13 protein-coding genes are annotated in these 15,386 nt (G+C 66.6%); 6 read left to right on the top strand and 7 right to left on the bottom strand.

Translation table 11 applies throughout. From position 1 onward, the window contains the following. Positions 1–14: 14 nt before the first annotated feature. A complete protein-coding gene (locus tag AC2JAJ_RS12950) occupies positions 15–668 on the top strand; it encodes a trimeric intracellular cation channel family protein (protein WP_221386347.1) in 654 nt (217 codons plus the stop codon). A gap of 51 nt (positions 669–719) precedes the next feature. Next, a complete protein-coding gene (locus AC2JAJ_RS12945; RefSeq protein ID WP_221386346.1) occupies positions 720–1,148 on the top strand; it encodes an SMI1/KNR4 family protein in 429 nt (142 codons plus the stop codon). Positions 1,149–1,245: 97 nt separating this feature from the next. On the opposite strand, the gene AC2JAJ_RS12940 is transcribed toward AC2JAJ_RS12945, so the two are convergent. The 4 genes from AC2JAJ_RS12940 to AC2JAJ_RS12925 form a co-directional block, all read right to left on the bottom strand. Continuing rightward, positions 1,246–1,758, bottom strand: a complete 513-nt coding sequence (locus AC2JAJ_RS12940; RefSeq protein WP_486415552.1) for an endonuclease domain-containing protein — start codon at positions 1,756–1,758, stop codon at positions 1,246–1,248. Positions 1,759–2,577: 819 nt separating this feature from the next. Then, a complete protein-coding gene (locus AC2JAJ_RS12935) occupies positions 2,578–3,678 on the bottom strand; it encodes a polyprenyl synthetase family protein (protein ID WP_473696580.1) in 1,101 nt (366 codons plus the stop codon). Beyond that, the gene (locus tag AC2JAJ_RS12930; protein ID WP_486415553.1) at positions 3,675–5,006 is read right to left on the bottom strand and encodes a geranylgeranyl reductase family protein; all 1,332 of its coding nucleotides are present in this window, start codon (positions 5,004–5,006) and stop codon (positions 3,675–3,677) included. Before AC2JAJ_RS12930 ends, AC2JAJ_RS12935 begins: the two co-directional genes overlap by 4 nt. Before the next feature lie 5 nt (positions 5,007–5,011). Next, a complete protein-coding gene (locus tag AC2JAJ_RS12925; protein ID WP_486416689.1) occupies positions 5,012–5,785 on the bottom strand; it encodes a demethylmenaquinone methyltransferase in 774 nt (257 codons plus the stop codon). Positions 5,786–5,900: 115 nt separating this feature from the next. Here AC2JAJ_RS12925 and AC2JAJ_RS12920 point away from each other — a divergent pair, with 115 nt between their 5' ends. From AC2JAJ_RS12920 to AC2JAJ_RS12905, 4 genes are all read left to right on the top strand, one after another. Next, positions 5,901–7,301, top strand: a complete 1,401-nt coding sequence (locus tag AC2JAJ_RS12920) for an isochorismate synthase (protein WP_486415554.1) — start codon at positions 5,901–5,903, stop codon at positions 7,299–7,301. Positions 7,302–7,526: 225 nt separating this feature from the next. Further along, positions 7,527–8,333: an ABC transporter substrate-binding protein gene (locus AC2JAJ_RS12915; RefSeq protein WP_486415555.1), complete on the top strand. Its 807-nt coding sequence runs from the start codon at positions 7,527–7,529 to the stop codon at positions 8,331–8,333. Between the two features lie 94 nt (positions 8,334–8,427). After that, on the top strand, positions 8,428–9,219 hold the full coding sequence (locus AC2JAJ_RS12910; RefSeq protein ID WP_501053153.1) for an ABC transporter permease subunit: 792 nt from the start codon (positions 8,428–8,430) through the stop codon (positions 9,217–9,219). Between the two features lie 12 nt (positions 9,220–9,231). Beyond that, positions 9,232–10,035, top strand: coding sequence for an amino acid ABC transporter ATP-binding protein (locus AC2JAJ_RS12905; RefSeq protein ID WP_486415556.1), 804 nt, complete (start codon positions 9,232–9,234; stop codon positions 10,033–10,035). A gap of 91 nt (positions 10,036–10,126) precedes the next feature. Here AC2JAJ_RS12905 and menD read toward each other — a convergent pair whose 3' ends face one another. The 3 genes from menD to AC2JAJ_RS12890 all read right to left on the bottom strand — a co-directional run bounded on the left by menD (position 10,127) and on the right by AC2JAJ_RS12890 (position 15,305). After that, a complete protein-coding gene (gene menD, locus AC2JAJ_RS12900) occupies positions 10,127–11,914 on the bottom strand; it encodes a 2-succinyl-5-enolpyruvyl-6-hydroxy-3-cyclohexene-1-carboxylic-acid synthase (RefSeq protein ID WP_486415557.1) in 1,788 nt (595 codons plus the stop codon). A 109-nt stretch (positions 11,915–12,023) separates the two neighbouring features. Beyond that, on the bottom strand, positions 12,024–14,090 hold the full coding sequence (locus tag AC2JAJ_RS12895) for a PhoX family protein (protein WP_486415558.1): 2,067 nt from the start codon (positions 14,088–14,090) through the stop codon (positions 12,024–12,026). A gap of 171 nt (positions 14,091–14,261) precedes the next feature. Continuing rightward, positions 14,262–15,305, bottom strand: coding sequence for an o-succinylbenzoate synthase (locus tag AC2JAJ_RS12890; protein WP_486415559.1), 1,044 nt, complete (start codon positions 15,303–15,305; stop codon positions 14,262–14,264). Between the last annotated feature and the right edge of the window lie 81 nt (positions 15,306–15,386).

Here is a 15,386-nt window from a genome sequence, read left to right as displayed (position 1 = left end):
TGCCGGGACGCTCCATGACATTCGCCTTTGACAACTCCCCGGTGTGGCTGGATCTGCTGGGCGTGTTCTTCTTTGCGGTCTCGGGATCGCTGCTGGCGGCGCGGAAGCAGATCGACATTGTCGGCTCCCTGCTGCTGGCTTCCCTGGTGGGGCTTGGCGGCGGCGTGATCCGCGACATCATCCTCGCCGTGGTCCCGGCGGCGTTCACCAATCCGGCATACCTTGCGCCGCCGGTGCTGGCCACGGTGCTGGTGTACTTCCTGTTCTCCAGCGTCCAGCGCTACACCTCCCTGTTGACCCTGTTCGACGCCGCGGGCCTGGCTTTGTTCTGCATGACCGGCACGCTCAAGGCACTGGCCACCGGCCTGAATCCGGTGGCGTCCGTGCTTTTGGGCGTGACGACGGCGGTGGGCGGCGGCCTGCTGCGCGACATCACCGCCAATGAGGTTCCGGAGTTGTTCAACCCGAAGGACATCTATGCCCTGCCGGCTTTTGTGGGCGCCTCGCTCACTGCAGTGCTGTGGGTGCTGGGGGTCTTCAACGTCCTGACCGCAGCCGCCATCGCAGCCCTGGTTTTCACGTTCCGCGTCCTGGCGTGGCGCCGCTCCTGGCAGGCCCCGCTGGCTGTCCGCGGATGGCACCGGCGGCCCAGCGACCCGGGGATGTGAGTGCATCCCGGGTGTCATTTTGGGTGGGCCCCGATTAGCTAGGATATGAACATGACTGACATGTTCCTCGAGAAGTTCAAAGCGCTTGTTCCGAAGTATCTCGAGGATGAATGGCAGGAAGAGGACGGGCTGACGCCCGAGGAACTCGACTCCGCGCTTGCCGAGCACCAGTTCCAGATTCCCCTGGTCCTCCGCGAGTTCTACCTGGCCCTGGGCGGCTGCGAGGACCTGATGGAGGCCTACCACTACTTCTGGGACCCCGAGGAACTCGAAGTCGATGACGAGGGCTTCCTGATGTTCCTCGAGGACGAAGAGGAAGCGTTTACGTGGGGCTTCCGCGTGGGCGACCTCAGCGTCCCGGACCCCATCGTGTACCGCCGCAACAATGCCCGCGGCCAGTGGAAGTCCGAAGAGGGCACCTTCTCCGAGTTCGTCTTCGACATGTTCGAGTGGGCCTTCGAGGAAGAAGCCGAGGAGTAGGACTTCCCTGGCTTCTGAGCTGCCGCATTTGCGCCATTTATGGAGCCAGCCAGGCATGACTTCTCCGGATTGGCAGGGCCGACTTCCTCTGGACCCGCTATAAGTGACGCATATCCGGCCGGCCCCGCCCGGACCGCTTCCACAGGAGCAGGACTGCTTGGATCTCCGTAACCATGACTTCCGGACGGTGGATAACGTCCTCGTAGTAATAGCGCAACACCAGGTAGCCCCCGATAATGCTCTGGTTATTGCGCCGCTGGTCCCGCTTGATCGATTTGGGCTCAAAGTGTGTTGAGCCATCGGTCTCCACTACCAGGCACTCCTCAACCAGAAAGTCGACCTCTCCCACGCCGGAAATGTGAACGTGGCGGCGGACCCGCAGTCCCGCCCGCGCGAAATGCACATTGGCAATGACCTCCAGCACTGAGTCCGCACGTGGAATCACCAGGTCCAGGACCGATCGGGCGAGCCCGTTCCGGCGCCCTTGGCATTTGTCGTAGAGGAAGTCGAAGGAAATACTTCCGTTCCCTACGGCTGACTGAACCATCACAAGGGCCTCCAGGTCAGGCAAGCAGTGCAGCGCATGCAGGAGCACGTCAGCCAGCCCCACGACAGGCAGCCAGGCATGCCGTGGATGCTTGGGGCGCCCGTGGTCAGTGACACCGGAAGTAGCGCTTGGATGGCTCCGGCACAGGTGCAGGGATGTCGGGCCATTGAGCGTCCAGAGTCGGTAGAAAGGTGCCGCGGACAGACAGGTAAGACGACCGCCGGCAGCCAAAGCCATCCTGACTGGGCTGCCGGCGGGCAGCGAATAGACTCCACGCCGAACCCTTACAACCACCCCAAGCTCTACTGCCTGCCGCACCCTGGTCCGCGTTAACCCAACCTTTTCCAGCTCAAGGGAGCGGGCTGCTCCTCCACGCCTTTCCAAGTAGTCACAGATGTCCATTCGCTTATCGTGGCTGCGCTTTGGCCCCTGCGGTGCCGCCACCCGCCCTTATGTGGATAACGCGGGAGGAGGAGGTCGTTGACGCAATTGCGTGATTCATGCAGTGCGTCCGGGGACGAGGCCGCGTGGAATCAGGCTAAGTGTTGATCGTGGTGCGCATAAGTCACGCAATTACGGCGTGGACTTGTACGCCCCCCGCGACGGCAGAAGCGGCCCCGAAAACCCTGTGACACTTCTGGTAAATCAGGGCTTGCATATTATGACAAAGCTGTCATAAGCTATTCACGGATCCGCTAAACGCCTCCGGCGGGTCTGATGCGAACGGAGAGATAGCCCCGGTTCACAGCAGCTTCGGTTGTTGGGGACCGGGGCTATCCCGTTTAAGCGGAGGAAGTTAAGCGGAGGAAGCCGGGTTAACCGAAGAAGCCCGGCCCCACCTGGCATCAACCAGGCCGAACCGGACTCCAAACAGATGCTTACTCAGCTGGCGCGGTCCACCACGGCCAGCGCGAAGTTGGACAGCGATTCCTTGACCACGCCTTCGGGCAGCGGGGCAAGTGCGGCGATGGCCTCGTTGGCCCACTGTCGGGCTACCACCCAGGACTCGGCAGTGGCAGGGTGCTCACGCAGCCCGGCCACGGCGGCGGCCAGCGCCTCGTCGGAGGACAGGTCGCCGTCAATCAGTTTCAGGAGGTCGACGGCGGACTGGTCACCGTCAGCGGCAGCGCGCCGCAGCAGCAGGACCGGCAGGGTGGGCACGCCTTCGCGCAGGTCGGTTCCGGGCGACTTGCCGGACTTCACCTTCACGCCGGTGACATCGATGACGTCGTCGGCGAGCTGGAACGCTACGCCCACCTTCTCGCCGTATTCCACCAGTACCTGTTCGTAGGCCTCGTCGGCGCCGGAGAAGATTGCCCCCAGCTGGCCCGATGCCGCCACCAGGGAGCCGGTCTTGTCCGCGATCACGGACAGGTAGTGCTCCACCGGATCCTCGTCCGGGCGGGGTCCCACGGTTTCGTGAAGCTGGCCAAGGCACAGCCGTTCGAAGGTGCGCGCCTGGATGCCCAGTGCCCGGCCGCCGAGCTCGGACACCAGGATGGAGGCGCGGGCGAAGATCAGGTCGCCGGTCAGGACCGCGACGGAGTTGCCCCAGACTTCGTGGGCCGTAGGGGCGCCGCGGCGGAACGGCGCGGAGTCCATGACGTCGTCGTGGTACAGGGTTGCCAGATGCGTCAGTTCAACCACGACGGCGGCCTGCACCACATCGGGCAGCGACGCGTCGCCGAGGTGTGCGCAGAGCAGGGTCAGGAGGGGCCGGATGCGCTTGCCGCCGGCTTCCACCAGGTGGCGCGACGTTGCGTCAGCCAGGGGATCGGAGTTGGCGATGGCTTCGCGGAGCTTCTTCTCCACCTTGGCGAGGTTGGTGGTGATGGCCGGGCCCAGTTCGGCGTCCCCCGCGATGGCAGCAAAGCCGGCCGGGAGCTGCAGGCCGGTGGCGATGGCGGTGGTGTTGAGGCTGGGTTCGGAGTCCGGCAGGCCGTGCCCGGCGTGCGTCCAGCTGTGGTCTGCGGAGTTGGTCACGGGTTAACCCTAACTTTTTGTTGCGGATACCGCTGATTCGTAGCTGGTGGGGCGTTGGTTGTGGCGGGGACCAGTGATTCGAGGACGCGGATCACCCGGTCCTCGAAGCCCTTCGCGGAGGGGTCCGTGAGGTTGGCCAGGAGCCGGACCACGAAGCGCATGAGCACCGGGATCGGCATGCCGGTCCGCAGCGCGAGTTTCATGACGGCGGGTTTCCCGATCAGGGCGGCGAACGCCCGGCCCAGGGTGAAGTGCGAGCCCCACTGGTCCCGCACGTAGTCCGCGTACCGCGCAAGGTGCGCATCGGCGTCGTACGTTCCTCCTGCGGCATATGTACGCGAGGAGGCATCGATGATGAACCCTGCGGCGAAGCGCGCGGATTCCATCGCATAGGAGATGCCTTCGCCGTTGAACGGCGAGACCATTCCGCCGGCATCACCGAGCAGGAGCAGGCCGGGTGAGTAATGCGGGGTGCGGTTGAAGCCCATGGGCAGCGCCGCGCCGCGGATCTCCCCCACCTGGTTCTCCGGCGTGAAGCCCCACTCGGCGGGCATGCCTGCCGTCCACTCGCGCAGGACCTGTTTGTAGTCGAGCTTGCCGAATTCCTTGGAGGAGTTCAGGATCCCCAGGCCCACGTTGGACGTGCCGTCGCCCACGCCGAACACCCAGCCGTAGCCGGGGAGCAGCTTGCCGTCGCGGCCGGGAAGCTCCAGCCAGCCTTCCATCCAGTCGTCATCCGTGCGCGGGGAGGTGAAGTAGGTACGGACAGCCACGCCGAGCGGGCGGTCGTCGCGCTTCTGGATACCCAGGGACACGGCCGTGCGGGTGGAGTTGCCGTCGGCAGCGAGCACGACGTCGGCACGGAACTCGCGCGTCTCCCCCGTCTTGCGTCCGGACTCGTCCAGGAGCGCTGCGCGTACACCGGTGACGCGGCCGTCGTCGTTCCGCAGGGCATCGGTGACGCTGTGCCGCTCGAGAATCGCGGCGCCGGCCGCTTGGGCGTGGCGGGCGAGTTCCTCATCGAAGCCCAGGCGGGTGCGGATCAGCCCGTACTGCGGGAAGTCGGAGACCTCGGGCCACGGCAGCTCGATGGTGCGGCCGCCGGCAATGAGGCGCAGGCCCTTGTTGCGCCGCCAGCCGTCGTTCTCCGGGTGCGCAAGGCCGAGCTTCTGGATCTCGCGGACGGCGCGGGGGGTGAGGCCGTCGCCGCAGACCTTCTCGCGGGGGAAGCTGGTTTTCTCCAGGACCGTGACGTCGAGGCCGGCCTTGGCAAGGTAGTACGCGGCGGTGGACCCGGCCGGGCCCGCGCCGACAATCAGTACCTGCACGCCGGTCAGCGGACGATGTTGCGGCGCAGCTTGGTCACCGGGCCCTTGTGCGCGGCGATGGCGGCAGCGGCGCTGTCCGCGGCGTCGGCCGGCTTGAAGGCGCGGTGGACCGCCACGATGCCGCCGGTGAGGTTCCGGTAGGTGACCTTCTCCCAGCCGCTTTCCTGCAGCCACGCGGCCAGGTGGTCCTGGTCCGGCCAGGCACGGATGGACTCGGCCAGGTAGACGTAGGCGTCCGGGTTGGAGGCGACCTTGACCGCGATCGCGGGCAGGGCGCGCATCAGGTATTCGGTGTACATGGTGCGCCACAGCGGAACCACGGGCTGGGAGAACTCGGCAATGACCAGCCGGCCGCCGGGCTTGGTGACGCGCAGCATTTCCTGCAGGGCCTTCTTGGGCTCGTTCACGTTGCGCAGGCCGAAGGAGATGGTGGTGGCGTCGAAGGTGTTGTCAGCGAACGGCAGGTTGGTGGCGTCCCCAGCGATGAAGTCGATGTCCGGGCGGCGGCGCTTGCCCACCTTGAGCATGCCGAGCGAGAAGTCGCAGGCCACAACGTCTATGCCGGCGTCCGCATATGGCTCGCTGGAAGTGCCCGTGCCGGCCGCGAGATCCAGGACCCGCTGGCCCTTGGAGACTTCCATCGCATCCACCACGATCTTCCGCCAGCGGCGGGTCTGCCCCATCGAGAGGACATCGTTGACGACGTCGTATTTTGGTGCGACGTCGTCAAACATCGTGGCTACTTCGTCCGGACGCTTATCCAAGGATGCTCGGTTCACCATGACATTGTCTCAAATGTTCACCGGCGTCCGGACCACCGCCGGCAGGTTCCTCAAGCTGCCCGCCCGGGTACCCGGCGGGATAAGTACCTTTCAGTACTAGTGTTGTCTCATCATGACGAGCACGTTCCGCACCTTGACAGTCCCCCTGGATGGCAAAGCGTTCCCCGGGGGGCTGCCTTCGTTTCTGGTCCGGGACGACGTCCTCTGCTGGACCCGGCGCGAGGCAGGGCTCGCCGGATTTGGCGAAATCGCGCGCTTCAGTGCCACCGGCCCGGAGCGGTTCCTCGAGGCGGACATCTGGTGGCGGCACCTGGTCCTGGAGGCGGACGCCACCGACTCCGTGGAGCTCCCCGGCACGGGACCGGTGGCTTTCGGCTCCTTCGCGTTTTCCAAGACTTCCACCTATGAGTCGCGGCTGATCGTGCCCGAAATCGTGGTGGGCGTGCGGGACAACCAGGCCTGGCTCACCCAGTTGACGTTCGACGACGGCCCGCTCACCGAAGAGACGGCCCTCGCCGCCCTTGACCGCTGGCTGGGCAGCGGCTCCGCCGGCACCCTTGGCATTGAAAGCACGACGGCGGCGGCGGACTCCGCCGGGGACGGAACCTTGGGCGGGGGGCCAGCCAAGGCGGGGGGCGCCGTCGTACGCCCGCTCCGCCTGGCAGCCGGAGCAACGCTGCACACCGGGTCCCTCAGTGAGGAAGCGTGGAAGGATGCCGTCGCGGCGGGGGTGGCAGAAATCCGCACCGGGGCACTGGAGAAGCTGGTGCTGGCGCGTGATGTGGTGGCAACCATTCCCTCCGGCGTACATGCCTCCGATGTGCTGCGCGAACTGGCCGCCAGGTACCGCGAATGCTGGACCTACGGCGTGGACGGGCTGGTGGGCGCCACCCCTGAGATGCTGATCCAGGTGGAAGGCCGCACCGCCCAGGCCAGGGTGCTGGCCGGCACGTTGGACCGCCGCGACGCCCACGGCCAGGACGGTCCTCCGATGGAATACGCCACGCGGGTGCTCGCCGGCTCTGAAAAGCAGCGGCATGAACACGAAATCGCCATCCAGTCCCTGACCTCACAGCTGGCACCGTTCTCGGAGGCGATGAACGCCCACGACGAACCGTTCATCCTGGAGCTGCCCAACGTGTGGCACCTGGCGTCTGACGTCAAGGCGGAGCTTACGGAGGTGGAAGGCCACGTACCCACGTGCCTGGCGCTGATCAATGCCCTGCACCCGACGGCTGCCGTCTGCGGCACGCCCACGCTGGTGGCCGGGGAGCTGATCCGCAGATTGGAGCACCTGGACCGCGGGCCCTACGCCGGTCCCGTGGGCTGGCTGGATGCCGCGGGCAACGGCGAGTGGGGCATCGCGCTGCGCGGAGCCGTCATCGAATCGCCGGAGACGGTGCGGCTGTATGCCGGATGCGGCATCGTGGACGGCTCGCAGCCTGAGGCCGAACTGGCGGAGACGTGGGCCAAGTTCCGGCCCATGCTGGAATCCCTGGGCATCAGCAGCTAGAGGCGCCCCTAGCGTCTTTCGCGAGCATCAAAACGCCATGTCCCGGCCCCGCACCGGCAGGAAGTCCGGCATCCCAGACAATCTTCTGCTTGGAAGGCTTGAATCTGGGTGTGGTTTAGTTATCAAATAATCAAAATAAGTTTTCTGTGATGCACATCTCTCCATCGGCGCTACACTATGAACCGGTTTAGTCCCGCATACCCCCTGCAACAAAAGGTAAGAAATATGCAGCTCAAGTCCCTGGCCACGGCCAAAATGTCCGCCAAGGCAGCAGCAATCCTCGCCGCCGGCGCCCTCACCCTTACGGCATGCGGCGGCGGCAGCAGCTCCACCCCGTCAGCCTCCCAGGGAGGCGTGCAGCTGATCAACACCGGCAAGCTCACCGTCTGCTCCGACATCCCGTACGAGCCGTTCGAATTCCAGAAGGACGGCAAGACCGTCGGGTTCGACATCGACATTGCCACCGAACTGGCCAAGGACCTCGGAGTTGAACTCAACACCGTGGACAGCTCATTCGAGGCCATCGAGACCGGCACCGCCCTGACCCAGTGCGACGTCTCTATCTCGTCGATCTCGATCACTGACACCCGCAAGTCGGTCATGGACTTCTCAACCCCTTACCTGGACGATGACCTGACCCTGGTAGCCAGCGCGGACTCGGGCATCAAGGGCCTCGACGATGCCAAGGGCAAGAAGGTTGGCGTCCAGCAGGCCACCACTGGTGCCGACTACGCCAAGGAAAAGGGCATTGAGGCACAGCAGTTCGAGGACACCGGCCTCCTGGTCCAGGCCCTCAAGGCCGGCACCATTGATGCCGCGCTGGGCAACCAGTCGGTCCTGGGGTATGCCATCAAGGACGAGTCGAAGTTCAAGAGCGTCGCGGACTTTGCCACGGGCGAGAAGCTCGGCATCGCCGTCAAGAAGGGCAACACCGCCATGCTGGACAAGGTCAACGGAACGCTGAAGCGCCTGACCGACGACGGCTCGCTGGACAAGTTCAAGACCACCTGGTTCGGGCAGTCCGCCAAGTAGTCCTCCCGGCAAACAACGCTGCTGGGGCCCCGGAGCCGGCTGTATCCAGTCCGTCCGGGGCCCCAGCCACGCAACAACGAAATGTGAGCTTTTTATGGCAATGACCGCACGCCAACGGGCAAGGGTAAGCCTCTATGTCCAGGCCGGGATCTTTATTGTGGCCGCGGCCGCCATCGCCCTGGCGGTTGACTGGAAGACCATCGGCAACAGTGTCTTCAACTTCGGCAAGATCGGTCCGATGTTCCCGGAGATCTTCCTGTCCGGCCTCAAGAACACCCTGGTCTACACCTTCCTTGGCTTTATCGTCGGCCTCTCCGGCGGCCTGCTGCTGGCACTCATGAAGCTGTCCAGCTTTCCTCTCTACCGCTGGATCGCCACCGGCTACATCGAGTTCTTCCGCGGCGTTCCGGCGCTGCTGGTCTTCATTGCCTTTGGATATGGCGTCCCGCTGGCGTTCGGCGTGCAGTGGAACGTGACCATCGTGGTCATGATCTCGCTGGGCATGGTTGCATCGGCCTACATCGCTGAAACGCTCCGTGCCGGCCTCCAGGCGGTGCCCCGGGGCCAGTTCGAGGCAGCCCGTTCCCTTGGGATGCCGCACTGGCGCTCAATGGTCACCATCGTGATCCCGCAGGCCTTCAAGATCGTCCTCCCGCCGCTGACCAACGAGGTCATCCTGCTCACAAAGGACTCCTCGCTGATTTACGTCCTGGGCCTGACCGCGTCCCAGTACGAGCTCACCAAGTTCGGCCGTGACGGCATCTCCAGCCTCGGCGCAGGCCTCACCCCGCTGCTGGTCGCGGGTGCGTTCTACCTGGTGATCACCATCCCCCTGAGCCTCCTGGCCCGGAAGTTCGAAAGCCGCTCTGCGCGGACCAAGCGATAGGCAGCCAAGACAATGAACGACGTCGTAAAATCCGCCGCAGGCAGCACCGCCACCGTGCACGCCGCGGGTGTGGCCATCAAGGACCTGCGAAAGTCCTATGGATCCAACGAGGTCCTGAAGGGCATCAACCTCAACGTTGTACCCGGTGAAGTGGTGTGCCTGATCGGGCCTTCCGGCTCCGGAAAGTCCACCCTGCTGCGCTGCGTCAACCTTCTGGAGCAGCCCAACGAGGGCAGCATCCACGTGGGCGGTTTCGAAGCCACCGACCCCGACGTGGACATCGACAAGATGCGCCGCAAGGTGGGCATGGTGTTCCAGCAGTTCAACCTGTTCCCCCACCTGAACGCCATGCGCAACTGCACGGTTGCCCAGACCAAAGTGCTCAAGCGCTCCCAGGCTGAAGCGGACAAGGTGGCCATGCACAACCTTGAGCGTGTGGGGCTGGGCCACCTTGCCGACCGGTTCCCGGACCAGCTCTCGGGCGGCCAGCAGCAGCGCGTGGCAATCGCCCGGGCGTTGAGCATGGACCCCGAGCTGATGCTCTTTGACGAGCCCACGTCCGCGCTGGACCCGGAGACGGTGGGCGATGTCCTGTCGGTCATGCGCAACCTGGCCCAGGAAGGCATGACCATGCTGGTGGTCACCCACGAAATGGGCTTTGCCCGCGAGGTTGCCGACCGCGTGGTCTTCATGGACGGCGGGGTGGTGGTGGAAGAAGGCGTGGCCGAGCAGGTCATCGGCGCCCCCACCCAGCCCCGCACCAAGGAGTTCCTGCGACGCGTCCTGGACCCGACGCACATCGAGATCGAGGAATAGGCCTCCGCTTTTCGCTGCACAAATTCCCTGGCGCTCCCGTTATTTGGGCAGCGCCAGGGAATTTTCGCATCGCGGGGGAATTCCCGCGTCGTCACTGCCCGGCCAGCACGCCGTCGACGGCAGCGGCCACCGCTTCCTTAATCCTGGCGTGGAGCTGCCGCAGCGAATGGCGGTCCGTGCGGACCTCCACAATGCTGCGCCCCTGCACAGGCTGGTGGAGCGCTTCGGCGAGTCCCGCCGTCGTACTGACCAGGGAATGCCCGACGCCGTACGCCTTGGCGAGTGCCGCGATGTCCACCGAGTGCGGGGTGCCGAAGAGGCGTTCGACGGCGTCGCCGTAGCGGCCGGACTCCTCGACGCCACCGTGTTCGAGCAGCCCGAAGATGGCGCCGCCGGAATCGTTCAGGACGACAATCCGCAGGTCCGGCTGCTCCTCCCCCGCGCCCAGGAGGAGGCCGCCGGCGTCGTGCAGGAAGGTGACGTCGCCCAGCAGCACTGTGGTTTCCTGCCTGCCGCCCAGCGCGATTCCGGTGGCGGTGGAGATGGTGCCGTCGATCCCGGCCAGGCCGCGGTTGGCGTAGACGGTGGCGGCGGGTTCCGGCGCGGGCAGCCCGGCGAGGTCCACATCGCGGATGCCGTTGGAAGATCCGAGCAGCAGCTGGCCGCGCGCGGTCTTCCACACCAGCGACGCCACGGACGGGCCGGTGGCGGCAGCCGTCGCGGACAGCACCTGGTCCAGTGCATGCTGGGCCGCGGAGCCTGCCAGGAGCCAGGTGTCCAGCCAGGAGGCAGCCCCGCGGCCGGCGAAATCAGCGAGGTCTGCGAGGTTTTCCAGCGGCAATTCCGTGCGCCGCCCGGGCTCGTACCAGGCCACGGGCACTGGCTGGTACAGGGCTGATTCAACGTCGGCGCGGGCCAGGAGTGCGGCCACCGGGCGGGACAGCGTGGGCCGGCCGAACAGCACCACGCGTTCGATTGGTTGCGCAGAACCGGCGCCGAAATGTTCCAGGAGCAGCCGGTACGGGCCCACAGCGTTGGGGCCAAACCGCGAGTTGGAGGACGGTTCGGCGAGCAGCGGCAGGTTGTGGGCTCGCGCGAACGCCTCGGCGACCGGGCCGGCGTCGTGCCCTGCCAGCACCACCGTGCGCCGCTCCGGCAGGGTGTCCGGCGCCGGCGGCAGGTTCATGACCAGCGGCTCGGTGCCCACCCGGTAGCGCTGCCGCTCCACCGCCTCGGGCAGGCTTTCCCCGGGCGATGGAACCAGCGGATCGCGGAACGCAAGGTTCAGCTGCACAGGCCCCGGCGCCAGCTGCGGGAACGCGCCGGTGGCGGCAGAGAGGCCGGTTTGGATTGCGCGCTCCGGGTTGCTTCCGGCCGGAACGTCGGCCGCGAAACGGACCTGTTCGCCGAACAGGTCAGGCTGCATGGTGGTTTGGTTGGCCCCTGTCCCCCGCAATTCGTCCGGCCGGTCGGCGGAGAGCACGATCAGCGGGACGGCGGCATGGTTGGCCTCCATGACAGCGGGCATCAGGTTCCCGACGGCGGTCCCGGACGTGGTGAGGACGGCGGCGGGCGAGCCGGTGGCAAGGGCCAGGCCCAGGGCCGTGAACCCGGCGGAGCGTTCGTCGATCCGGACCAGCAGGTCCACCCGGCCCGCCGCCGAAGCCTCGGCCAACGCGTACGCCATGGGGGCCGACCGCGAACCCGGCGACACCACCACGTGCCGCACGCCGCCGTCGAGCAGGACGTCGACGGCGATCCGCGCCGCGGCGAGCGCGCTCAGCTCAGGGGTGTCCAGCCTGGATGCGTCACCGGGATGCCGGGCTTCTGCGGAGGCGGATGGGGTGGCGTCGGGGGCGGGCTCGTTCAACGAAGTCACTCATCCAGTCTGCCACCCTCCAACGCCCGCCGTAGTTCCCGCTTGCTCTATCACTTTTGGTCCCTAAACCGGGGTTTTGGGGACCAAAAGTGATAGAGCAACGGGGGGACTAGCCGCGGAACACCTGGACCACTGAGGGACGGGGCGCGCGCACCTGGCCGGGGGCCGGCGCCGTACCTGCCGGGACGTAGTCCGGGAAGTAGGAGTTGGGTGCCTCGAAGGTGCCGTCCTCGCCCGGGTGCTGCACGGAAACGAACACCGTGCGCTCGTCGTCGTGGATGACCGGGCCGCAGGTCTCGGCATCGCGGGGAACGGAGAGGAACTGCTCCACCTTGCCGCGTTCGGCGCCGTCCAGCGTGACCTTGAAGAGGCCGTCGTTGTAGCCGATGCCGGAGGGGGCGCCGTCGGTGGAGATCCACAGGTTGCCCACGGAGTCGAAGGCGACGTTGTCCGGGCAGGAGATGGGCGAAACCTTGTCCACCGGGTAGCCGGAGAAGTAAGTGACGTCTCCCTGGGCCGGATCGCCGCAGACCATCAGGAGGGTCCAGTTGAACTTCGTGGAGGTCTGGTCGCCGGTTTCGGTGATCTCCACGATGTGGCCGTCGCGGTTCTGGGTGCGCGGGTTGACCTCGGTGGCGCTTTCCTTGCCAACCTTGCCGCGGTCAGAGTTGTTGGTGCAGACCACGTAGACCTTGCCGGTGTGCAGGCTGGGCTGGACGTCCTCGCAGCGGTCCATCTTGGTGGGGCCCACCTTGTCGGCGGCCAGGCGGGTGTACACCAGGACCTCTTCGACGGACATGCCCGGGACAGCCGACTTTCCGCCAACTACCAGGGGCAGCCATTCACCCGTGCCGTCGAACGCGCCATCGGAGGGAAGGGCCCCCGTGCCGGTGATCTCTGCGGCGGGCGAGTTGCCGGTGAACTTGGCAACGTACAGGTCGCCCTCGGACAGCAGGTTCATGTTGTGCCTGCGGTCGCCCTCACGGTACTTCTCCGCCGAGACGAACTTGTAGAGGTAGTCGAACTTCTCGTCGTCGCCCATGTACGCCACCACGTGCCCGGACTCGGCTACGATCACGTTGGCGCCCTCGTGCTTGAACCGGCCCATGGCGGAGCGCTTCTTGGGGGTGGAGGTGGGGTCGAAGGGGTCGACTTCCACGATCCAGCCGAAGCGGTTGCTCTCGTTCTCGTAGCCGGGGTTGCGGGTGTCGAAGCGGGGGTCGTCCAGTTCCCACTGGCGGGCGGTGGGCTTGGCGGTGAGGCCGTAGCGCTTGTCGCCGGCGGAGGTGCCGGCTGCCACGAAGTAGCCATTGAAGTTTTCCTCGCCGGAGAGGATGGTGCCCCAGGGGGTGGTGCCGCCGGAGCAGTTGCCGAACGTGCCCTTGATGGCGCGGCCGGAGGGGTCGGCCGCGGTCTTGACCAGCGCGGAGCCGGCAACGGGGCCCGTCAATTCGTAGGTGGTGTCGGAGAGGTAGCGGCGGTTCAGCGGCGCACCCTTCACGTAGCTCCAGGGCTTGGTGGTGTTCTTGCGCTCCAGCTCCACGACGGCCAGGCCATGGGCGGCGCGGCCGATGGCACGGGTCTCCGCGGCGTCGTAGCCGGCAGGGACCATGATGCTTTCGTTGGTGTACTCGTGGTTGGTGAACAGGACGGCGCGGCGGCCCTTGCTGCCGGGGATCTCCAGGATGTCTGTGTAGTCGTTGTTGTAGCCGAACTGCCGGGCCTGCGCGGCGGCGGTCTGGTTGTTCAGGTCGAAATCCGGGGAGTCGTTGAACAGCGGGTCGCCCCAGCGGATGATGGGCTGCCAGGAGAAGCCTTCGGGCACCGTGAAGGCGTCAACGGCCTTGTCCACCGGCTTGATGGCGGTGAACTCCAGCTTGGACTTCCCGAAACCCTCCGTGGCGGCCTTGGACAGCCCGGCGGCGGAGGCGGGTTCGTTGGAGGTCACGGCGGAGCCGAGGACGACGGCGAGCGCACCGGCGGCGCCCAGGCCCAGGGCGGCGCGGCGCGACATGGCGGCGGAGGCAATGTCGCGGAAGTATCCGTTGGAGCTGGTGTTGCAGACCTCCCCGGCGCAGGCGTTGTCGCACTTGAGCGCGCAGGTGACGGGGCTGCGCTTGCCCTTGGTGTGGCCGAGCATGGGCAGCAGGGTGAACTTGCGGGCTGTTTCAGACATGGGAACCTTCCAAGGAATCTCTCTGGGGATGCCGCCCACCCTTCCAGCCGCTTCCTACGCAAACGCATCGATTGGATGAACTCAGGGTGAACCGCCCGTGACCTGCAGGAACGCCCCCGCCCGGCTCATCGGCTGCTGAGCAACTGCCCTTTTGGAGCCGGAAAACGGCAGTTACCCAGCAACCGATGGGGTGAGGAGGGCGTGGACGCGGCGGAGCCGGTCCAGCCACCATTCCCGGCGTTCAGCGGGAGCCGCAAACCGCTCCAGCAGCCCGGCGTCGGGGACGGCGTCCCGCAGGCGGATGGCGCCGTCGTCGGCCACCAGCGGATCCAGCGTGACGTCCGATGCGAACAGGGACACCGTGCCCAGCCCGCATGCGTAGGGCAGGTCCGGCAGGGCCGCCGCGAGCGCCAGGCCGGCGCGGATGCCCACGGAGGTGTCCAGGGCGGAGCTGACGACGGCGGGAAGCCCGGCCTGTGCCACGATGTCCAGGGCGCGCCGCACTCCCCCGAGCGGCGCCACCTTGACCACCAAGAGGTCGGCCGCGCCGGCACGGGCCACGCGGAGGGGGTCGGATTCCTTGCGGACGCTCTCGTCGGCGGCGATCAGCACCGGCGTTCCGGCGTCGCGGAGCCGGGCACGGACTTCGGCGAGGCCTTCGATGGAGGGCACGGGCTGCTCGGCGTATTCCAGCCCAACAGGAGCCAGCCTGGTGAGTGCCTCCACGGCGGCGGGCACGTCCCAGCCGCCATTGGCGTCCACCCGGACGGCGGCCTCTGGCAACGCGGCGCGGACGGCGTGAAGCCGGGCGATGTCGTCGTCCAATGACTGCCCGCGTTCAGCCACCTTCACCTTTACCGCGTCCACCCGGCCGAACCGGGACAGCACGTCCGGCACCCGGTCGGCGGGGACGGCCGGTACCGTGGCATTGACGGGCACGGAGGAACGGACAGGAGCCGGAAACCCGTGCCAGCCCGCCTCGATGGCCGCGGCCAGCCAGCGGGACGCCTCGGCGTCGCCGTATTCGGGGAAGGGGCAGAACTCACCCCACCCGTGGGGGCCGCGCAGCAGCAGGGTTTCGCGCTCCATGATGCCGCGGAACTTCACCCGCATGGGCAGGCTGAGAACGCAGGCCCCTGCCAGGAGTTCGCCCAGGGCCGGTATTCCCTCCGGCAGGACAGCGGGCACGGAACGGTCAGTCGGGAGGTGCGGCATGCCGTTTACTGTACGCCGGAGTTCCGCGGGGCCGCCGACTGCCAACCAGCCTTAGTCTCTGCAGCCCATCGCAGGCCACAA

The sequence above is a fragment of the Arthrobacter sp. MOO21 genome, assembly GCF_057369995.2.
This window is presented reverse-complemented; position numbering and strand designations above follow the sequence as displayed.

Coding starts and splice junctions, on each gene's coding strand:
- AC2JAJ_RS12890 (WP_486415559.1), bottom strand. CDS start 15,305: ATGCCGCACCTCCCGACTGACCGTTCCGTGCCCGCTGTCCTGCCGGAG.
- AC2JAJ_RS12920 (WP_486415554.1), top strand. CDS start 5,901: ATGACGAGCACGTTCCGCACCTTGACAGTCCCCCTGGATGGCAAAGCG.
- AC2JAJ_RS12945 (WP_221386346.1), top strand. CDS start 720: ATGACTGACATGTTCCTCGAGAAGTTCAAAGCGCTTGTTCCGAAGTAT.
- AC2JAJ_RS12895 (WP_486415558.1), bottom strand. CDS start 14,090: ATGTCTGAAACAGCCCGCAAGTTCACCCTGCTGCCCATGCTCGGCCAC.
- AC2JAJ_RS12905 (WP_486415556.1), top strand. CDS start 9,232: ATGAACGACGTCGTAAAATCCGCCGCAGGCAGCACCGCCACCGTGCAC.
- AC2JAJ_RS12910 (WP_501053153.1), top strand. CDS start 8,428: ATGGCAATGACCGCACGCCAACGGGCAAGGGTAAGCCTCTATGTCCAG.
- AC2JAJ_RS12950 (WP_221386347.1), top strand. CDS start 15: ATGACATTCGCCTTTGACAACTCCCCGGTGTGGCTGGATCTGCTGGGC.
- AC2JAJ_RS12915 (WP_486415555.1), top strand. CDS start 7,527: ATGCAGCTCAAGTCCCTGGCCACGGCCAAAATGTCCGCCAAGGCAGCA.